This is a genomic window from Qipengyuania sp. B-5, assembly GCF_056857815.1.
On record NZ_JBSXNU010000053.1, the window covers coordinates 270,986 to 278,583 of the forward strand.

The window sequence follows — 7,598 nt, forward strand, 5'->3', positions numbered from 1 at the left end:
GGTCGAGAGCCAGCTAGTAAATGCCGCCCTGATCCTCGACGAAGTCAGAGGGCTGTTCGAACCGCCCTTCGGTGCGGCTTCCGCGCACGCCCTCTCGCGCCCGGCGGATGAGTTCAAGAATCTCGCTACGACGGGCAGCCAGTTCATCGGATCGGGTAGAACGCGCTGGCTCGGTATCGGGTTTGAACGCCTCCCAAATAACCGCGGCCGTCGGATCGTTACTCGGCGATCCGTCGAATACGCGTTTGCCGGTACGCCGGTCGATCTTGACCATTCTGATCCCGGGCGGTGCGATAAAATCATCCGAAGTCCAGCGCTCACGCGTCTGTTCGATGAACTGTTTCATGATTGGCGCAGCGGTATTGCCGCCCTGTACCCATCCGCCCAGATTGCGAGGCTGGTCGAAGCCTACATACATGCCGGCGATAATATCGGGTGTGCCGCCTACGAACCAAGCGTTGGTCGGGCCATTCGTAGTCCCCGTCTTTCCGAAAAGCGGCAGTTCGAGGCTGCGCAGACGAACGGCTGTGCCGCGGGTCACTACGCCCTGCAGCATATGCACCACCTGAAAAGCCGTGCGCGGGTCCAGCACCTGTCTTCCGCCCGGCTCGAAGCGAGGCATCGGTTGTCCGTCCCACTCGTCCATGTTGCAACTTACGCATTCGCGATTGTCACTTCGATATATGACCTTGCCGCGCCGGTCCTGCACATAATCGATGACCGATCCCTCATGCTGGCGGCCCCAATTGGCGAGCGCAGCATAGCCATTGACCATTTTTGCAACGGTCGTGTCGCCAGCTCCCAGCGCGAAGGAATAATAAGGCTCGTAATCACCGATGCCGAGCCGCTTGATCGTCTCTGTGACATTCTGCATGCCGGTGTCGTCGGCAATATGAACCGTCATCAGATTCCGGCTCTGTTCAAGGCCCCAGCGCATGGTGTGTTCACCGCCACCACCGCCACCGAAATTCCGGAAACATTTTTCACCGAGGTTGGCACCTTGCCAGACGCAGAAGGTCTGGTCGGGCACCATAGTGGCAGGAGTCATACCGTGATCCAGGGCAGCTGCGTAAACGAAAGGCTTGATCGTCGAGCCTGGTTGGCGCAGCGCCTGCGTCGCACGATTGAAGCTGCCGAGACGACTGTCGAAACCACCCTGCATAGCCAGAATTCGCCCTGTCTTGGGCGACGCGGCAAGAAACGCACCCGACACTTCCGGCACACCCCTTATCCGATAGCCGCTGCCTGATTCCTCTACGGCGACGACATCGCCAACTTTTATAGAGGATGGGGCACCCGATAGATCGTAATCTTCGCCGTTGGTCAGGCCAATCTTGGGCGAAGAGCCGGCTTCGGTGACAACACCGATGCGCCAGTTCTCGTAATTGATCGAAATGTTGGAGGAAAGAAGCTGTCCGTGCAGGTCTCCATTGTCCGGATTGAGTGTCGCGATCGGGCCGGTGTACCCACGGTTACCGTGATAACGCAGAAGCTGCGCGCGCAAAGCGTCACGGGCAGCGTCCTGCAATTCGACGTCCAGCGAGGTACGCACCCATAGCCCGCCTGCATAGACACTGTTCGACCCGTCATCTGCAGTTTCCCCGAACCGGTCGATCAACTGGCGGCGAACTTCTTCCAGAAAATAGCCTGCGTCCGCAGAGCGTTCAGTGCGCTGCTGTACCAGACCGAGAGGCTGTCGCTTGGCTGCTTCTGCTTCCGCGGAGGTTATGAAATCATTCGCAACCATCTGACCGAGAACGAAATTTCGACGCTCGATCGCCAGATCCTCGTAGCGTGCTCGACCATAGCGCTCAGGTGCTTTGGGAAGAATGGCAAGAAACGCGGTTTCATGTAGCTCCAGGTCGTCGACGTCCTTGTCGAAATAGGCGCGGGCTGCGGCCTGAACACCAAAGCTGCGGCGACCGAGCGGGATTTCATTCAAATAGAGCTCAAGAATCTCCTGCTTGGTCAGAACCTGTTCAATGCGCTGTGCGAGAATCATTTCCTTGAGCTTGCGGGTGACCGAATATTCGTCTCCCAAAAGAAGGTTCTTCGCCACTTGCTGGGTGATGGTCGATCCGCCCACGGCTCGCTCGCCGGAACCGAATTTCGTGGCGTAATCGACCACGGCGTTCAGCGTTCCCGTGAAATCGACCCCGCCGTGACTGAAAAAGGTCTTGTCCTCGGCCGAAAGAAAAGCCTCGATCATCTGCTGCGGGAAATCGACGTATTGCAGCTGCACGCGCCTCTCGCGTGCATAGGAGTGCACAATCTCGCCATCCACGCCGCGGACTACTGTGGGCAGCGGGGTCTCATATTCGAGCAGCGAGTCGGCTTCCGGCAAATTTCGCGCAAGCGAAGCCCAGGCCAGCACCAGGAAAATAAGACCGATGCCAATAAGATAGGTGAGCACGCGCAGGCGCCGACTTTCATGCCAATTATCGCGCATCCATGCGAGAAAACGCGCAGGATCACCCGTCAGGCGCTGTCGGACATATTCCAGTTTGGGAATGGCAACCATAATTGCGGTCGGCCTTAGCACGCGCTTTCTGGACAATGCCAGAACAAGAATCTCGCCCTGCGATCAATTGTCCTCTTGGCGTGCCAGGTAAGCTCCAATCGCTCGAGCCATAACCTCAGCGAAAGCAAGTCGTCCCTCTTCGGAAGCGAGGCGCATTGTGTCGCCCTCGTTGGAAATGAAGCCGCTTTCGTAGAGCACGGAAGGAACGTCCGGAGCGCGCAGGACGGCCAGCCAAGCGGAACGTCGCGCCTGTGGATGAAACTGGATAATGCCCTGCCCTTCCCGCTCGATCAGCGATGCGAACAGGTTCGATTGCTCCTGGGTTCGTCTCTGCGAAAGTTCAACGAGGATATCGCTGACCCTCTCATCCTGCCGTGACAGGTCCACACCATCGAGCGTGTCTGAAGCATTCTCGCGTTGGGCGAACAGGGCTGCTGCCCGGCTCGAAGCTTCCAGCGACAGCGTATAGATGCTCGCTCCTGCAACCTCATTCTGGCTGCCCGCACTATCGGCATGGAGCGACAGGAATAGATCCGCATCGAGACGCTGAGCTATGCGGTACCGTTCTTCATGAAGCAGATAGGTGTCGTTATCCCGTGTGAGCGCAACCCTGGCTATGCCTCTGTCCTCCACCTCGTCGCGCAAAGCTCGTGCCAGCTCCAGGACGAGATCCTTCTCCACATAGCCGCGAGCCGATGCTCCCGGATCATGACCGCCGTGCCCTGCATCGATAACGATTAAAGGCAGCGAGGAGTCACCCTTGATCTCAGGCAAGTCTACAGGGCTATTTCCACGCGGCAATTCAATGCGAGCTACGAACCCTGCGCCCTGCCCGACGACACCTGCACCCCACGCAAGCATCACCAGCCCTCCGATCAAGGCAAGAGGCAACAGCGTGATCGCTAAAAGCGGGAATGGGCCTTTCATTGCAGGCCTATGGTTAGGGGTGAAGACACGAACGGCGCAATATAGTTGCCGAGTGATACCCACGGTGCTAGCGAACAGGTACTCGGAAAATCCGTGCCTCCGATCGGCGCGCTCCATTCGCGACGAAGAGGGTCACTCTCCCGAGGATGCCGTCGCCATTCCGGCCGCGGCTTCGATAGTACAGGTTGATGCAGGACACGCTTCTCTCCCTTCCGGCCGATAGTATGCAGGCGGTTCACCGTCTTGCCGTGCCGTGGAAACGGACGGGCCGTAAATCGGTTCAGGGCGGGCTCGCAGACACGAATCACCAGCTTCTCGCCTATGCGACTTGCTGGCTTCCAAATGCCGCAAACCCTTCGGGGGAAAGCGGATTTCCTACAATAAGGCGCAGCAGGTTTGGCGGGAGTAGCCCGCCCCGCAGCGCATGGAGAATTATCAATGGCAACGCGCATGTTAATCGACGCGCGCCACCAGGAAGAAACCCGGGTGGCGGTCCTCAAGGGAAACCGGATTGAGGAATTCGATTTCGAATCCGCCGACAAACGGCAGATCAAGGGCAACATCTATCTGGCGAAGGTTACACGGGTAGAACCGTCTCTTCAGGCAGCCTTCGTCGACTTTGGCGGCAACCGACACGGTTTTCTCGCCTTCAGCGAAATCCATCCTGATTATTACCAGATTCCGAAGGAAGATCGTGAAGCCCTGCTGGCAGCGGAAGCTGAGGTCGCCGAGGAAGAACAGCGTCTGCGCGCCGAAGAAGAAGAGCGGGGCGAAATGCCCGGTGACGAATACGACGCCGATGACGAAAGCTCCGAAGCCCTTGCTGAAGATCTCGCCGAAGACGGTCTCGAAGAGGTAGATACCTCCGACAAGGACGATGTCGCTACGATCGAGGAAGGTCAGCTCGACCGGGACGAGGACGAAGAAGACGAAAGCGACGAGGACGAAAACGGAGGTCGCTCGAAGGATCGCGGACGCCGTGGTCGTGGACGCCGTCAGGGCAAAGGGCGGAGCCGCGCCAAGGAAGTCGACGAAGCGCGCGCGAAACGCATGGCATTGCGCCGCAAGTACAAAATCCAGGACGTCATCCAGCGCCGCCAGGTTCTGTTGGTGCAGGTCGTAAAGGAAGAGCGCGGAAACAAAGGCGCAGCTCTAACCACCTATCTCAGCCTGGCCGGCCGCTATACCGTGCTGATGCCGAATAGCAGCCATGGCGGGGGCATTAGCCGAAAGATCAATTCGGCGAGCGACCGGAAGCGTCTGAAGCAGGTGGTAAGCGATCTCAAGCTGCCCAAAACCATGGGCTTGATCGTGCGCACCGCCGGTCTTTCCCGCACAAAGACCGAGATCAAGCGCGACTTCGATTATCTCGCCCGGCTTTGGGACGAGATTCGCGAGAATACCCTTGCGTCCGCCGCCCCTGCCCTGATCCATTCGGATAGCGACCTGATCAAGCGGGCTATACGAGACATCTATAATCGAGAAATCGAGGAAGTCGTCGTCGAGGGTGAAGAAGGCTACAAGTCGGCCAAGGCTTTCATGAAAATGCTCATGCCCAGCCATGCCCGGCGCGTGAAGCAATACGCCGACCCCGTACCGCTGTTCCAACGCTACGGCGCCGAAGACCAGCTCAAGGCGATGTACGACCCGGTGGTCCAGCTCAAGTCGGGCGGTTACCTCGTGATCAACCCAACCGAAGCACTGGTTTCCATCGACATCAACTCCGGTCGCTCCACCAAGGAGCATAATATCGAACAGACCGCGCTTTCGACCAATCTGGAAGCGGCCAAGGAAATCGCGCGGCAGTTGCGCCTGCGCGACATGGCCGGCCTGGTGGTCATCGACTTCATCGACCAGGAGCATCATTCGAACACTCGCAAGGTCGAGCGGGCCATGAAGGATGCGCTCAAGAACGACAGGGCGCGGATCCAGGTGGGACGCATCTCTAGTTTCGGCTTGATGGAAATGAGCCGTCAACGCTTGCGCACCGGAGTGCTTGAAGCGACCACGCGTGAGTGCCCGCATTGCGACGGCACTGGTCTTGTTCGTACCGCGAGTTCTGCAGGCTTGTCAGCGCTGCGCTTAATCGAAGAAGAGGCAGCCAAGGGCAAAGGCACGAAAATCCGCCTTGCCGCCAGCACCGAAGCAGCGGTCTATCTGCTCAACGAAAAGCGCGCGGAACTCGTCGAGATCGAAGACCGCTATGGCGTCATAGTGGAAGTGGTTCCAGAAGGTGAAGACGAAGGCGCAAAGATGAGCGTCTCTAGCCATGGGCCGAAGCCAAAAGACACACCGAAATTTGAAGCCCTCGTTGAGGACGACGTCATCGAAAGTGACGACGCGGACGAAGACGATGATGTCGATAGCTCCGACATAGAAGATAGCGAAGATGATCGGCCACGCAGAAAGCGTCGTCGGCGTCGTGGTGGCCGAGGTCGCAACAAGGATCGCGATCAGAGCGACGAGTCCGGTGAATCCGAAAGCGACACCGACCAGGAAGGCGATTCCGAAAACGAAAACTCGGACGATAAGCCCAAAAAGCGTCGTCGCCGTGGTGGCCGCCGCCGGGGCGGCCGAGGTCGGGGCGAGAACGGTAACGACGAGCAGAAGTCAGACGGCCCTGAGAAGCTTGAGGAAGTTTCCGAGCAGGTGGCCGACGATATGGCTGTAGTCGCGGGCCCCGACGATGCTCCGCAAGCTGCCGAGGAAAAGCCCAAGAAACGTGCTCCACGGCGCAAGAAGAAGGTCGTTGAACCTACCGAACAAGAGGCTGATGAAGCCAAGACCGAAGAACCGGCGGCAGAGAAGCCCAAGCGCACTCGCAAGAAAAAGGCTGATAGCGAAGCTGTAGATGAGGCCGCGGAAGAGACTCCGAAGCCCAAGCGCACGCGTAGGAAAAAGGCTGAAGTCGAAAGCGAAGCACAAGCGGACGCGGCCGAGGCAGTGGTAGAAAAGCCCAAGCGTACTCGTCGCAAGAAAGCGCAAGAAAAGTCGGATGATACGCAGACTGCCGGCAAATCCAAAGCCGAGGATTCCGTATCTACACCCACGCCGAGCGCGCCGCCAAAGGTCGAAGACAACGCCGAGCCCAAGGAGACTGCCGCGCCGAAACGCGGTTGGTGGCAACGCACCTTCGGCGAATGACAAACGTTTCATCCCCGGTCGGCATCCGAGCCGCCCGGGGATGGAGGCAAAGGTTCAGGCTCCTGCCCGCCGGGCCACTCCCCATTCCATCCAACCCAGGGCTTTGGGAGTGCTTTCGAGATAGGCTTGGCCGAAGGGCTCGACTTCGAAACCCGCACCACGCAACGATGCGCCGATCGGACGGGTCAGATGGCACCCCCCGGCAAACGGGCTCCAAAACGGTTCGATCCGTTTCTGCCATCGCGCGACACCGGCATCCGGTGCCTTGCCATGCTCCAGAAAGAGCAACTTGCCTTGCGGTTTGAGGATACGGCGAAGTTCGCTCAATACCTTCTCGGGGTCCTGAACCGAACAAAGCGTATATGTGCACACGGCAGTGTCGAAACTACCGTCGGGAAAGGGTATTTCCTCACCGACACCTTCGCGAATATCGCTTGCGAAGCCCATCGCTCGTGTTCGCTCGCGCGTACCATCAAGTAATTTTGGATGAGGATCGATACCCGCGAAGTCGGTTACCTTCGCCCTGTCATAAAGCGCCTGATTAAGCCCGCCGCCACAACCCAGTTCGAATACGCGCCCTTCGGCCAAAGGTATTACTTCCCGGCGCCGCTTCTCGATTCCCTTTTGACCACATGCAAATGTGATCAGTCGCGGCATTAAATGCGCATCGTAAAAGCGCTTAATCCCCATAGTCTCTCCCGCGCGATTCGCACGAGGTGAGCTTAGCGCTGAATGACTGACCGGCTGACGCCGGTAGGTTCATGGCGAAGGGCTGAAGCCTTGCTTGTGGGTATGGCGGTCGAGATAGCGCATGATGATATCGTCGGTGATGTTTCCGGACGTGGTTGAGAAGTAGCCACGCTGCCAGAAGCGCTGGCCCCAGTAGCGCTTGCGGATATGCTCGAACTCCTGCTGGATCTTGCGCGAGGACCGCCCCTTGACCCGGCGCACGAAGTCGCTGACCGAGATATGCGGTGGGATTTCAACGAACATATGGACGTGATCG

General features: G+C 58.5%; 5 protein-coding genes. 1 reads left to right on the forward strand and 4 read right to left on the reverse strand.

Annotated features, from left to right (window positions below):
• Positions 1-13 precede the first annotated feature (13 nt).
• Both AC13CE_RS13600 and AC13CE_RS13605 read right to left on the reverse strand, forming a co-directional pair.
• Entirely contained in the window at positions 14-2,521 is a 2,508-nt protein-coding gene (locus tag AC13CE_RS13600; RefSeq protein WP_482972681.1) for a penicillin-binding protein 1A, read from the reverse strand.
• A gap of 63 nt (positions 2,522-2,584) precedes the next feature.
• Positions 2,585-3,448 carry an N-acetylmuramoyl-L-alanine amidase family protein gene (locus AC13CE_RS13605; protein ID WP_482972682.1) on the reverse strand — a complete coding sequence of 288 codons (864 nt, stop codon included), beginning with the start codon at positions 3,446-3,448 and terminating at the stop codon, positions 2,585-2,587.
• A 438-nt stretch (positions 3,449-3,886) separates the two neighbouring features.
• Between AC13CE_RS13605 and AC13CE_RS13610 the strand changes: the two genes are divergently transcribed.
• On the forward strand, positions 3,887-6,592 hold the full coding sequence (locus tag AC13CE_RS13610; RefSeq protein ID WP_482972683.1) for an Rne/Rng family ribonuclease: 2,706 nt from the start codon (positions 3,887-3,889) through the stop codon (positions 6,590-6,592).
• 54 nt (positions 6,593-6,646) lie between these two features.
• On the opposite strand, the gene AC13CE_RS13615 is transcribed toward AC13CE_RS13610, so the two are convergent.
• Together AC13CE_RS13615 and tnpA are read right to left on the reverse strand one after the other, a co-directional pair.
• Complete coding sequence (locus AC13CE_RS13615; protein ID WP_482972684.1) at positions 6,647-7,282, reverse strand: class I SAM-dependent methyltransferase; 636 nt, start codon at positions 7,280-7,282, stop codon at positions 6,647-6,649.
• Positions 7,283-7,351: 69 nt separating this feature from the next.
• The coding region (gene tnpA / locus AC13CE_RS13620; RefSeq protein WP_482972685.1) for an IS200/IS605 family transposase at positions 7,352-7,598 on the reverse strand (247 nt) is incomplete at its 5' end.